The sequence below is a fragment of the Vibrio sp. 03_296 genome (genome assembly GCF_002265885.1).
The window spans coordinates 1-513 of sequence record NZ_NPKW01001173.1 but is presented as its reverse complement, the minus strand read 5'-3'; the positions used below and the strand labels follow the sequence as shown (position 1 = coordinate 513).

Below are 513 nucleotides of genomic sequence, written 5' to 3'. Positions count from 1 at the left end.
TGATACTGGCTTATGCCAGTGGGTTTCCCCATTCGGAAATCGTAGACTCAAGTGGCTGTTACTGCCTCATCTACGCTTATCGCAAGTTACTACGTCCTTCATCGCCTCTGACTGCCAAGGCATCCACCGTGTACGCTTAGTCACTTAACCATACAACCCCAAAGGGTCTTCTAGTCAAACAACCAAAGTTGCTATCTCATTATTTGAATGAGCGAGATAGCGTTGATTTTGCCGGACTCAATTTCGAATAGTCACTAAAAGTGACATTCTCAAGAACACTTGAATGTGTTTGTTGGTGTTTGTCTTAAAGACAAACATTGAGAACTTTACAAACAACAATAAATTGTTGTTTTGTCAGCTTTCCAAATTGTTAAAGAGCAGATTTTCTAATGAAAACCATTATTAAAGATTCATWAATGAAAAACCCTTAAAGATGGTGGAGCTATGCGGGATCGAACCGCAGACCTCCTGCGTGCAAGGCAGGCGCTCTCCCAGCTGAGCTATAACCCCATC

The 513-nt window shown here is 42.2% G+C and carries 1 tRNA gene and 1 rRNA gene; both read right to left on the bottom strand.

What is annotated here, in order from left to right:
• Window positions 1-150 (bottom strand): 23S ribosomal RNA (locus CIK04_RS30685); the annotation flags it as partial.
• Between the two features lie 284 nt (window positions 151-434).
• A tRNA-Ala gene (locus CIK04_RS30680) sits at window positions 435-510 on the bottom strand.
• Window positions 511-513 lie beyond the last annotated feature (3 nt).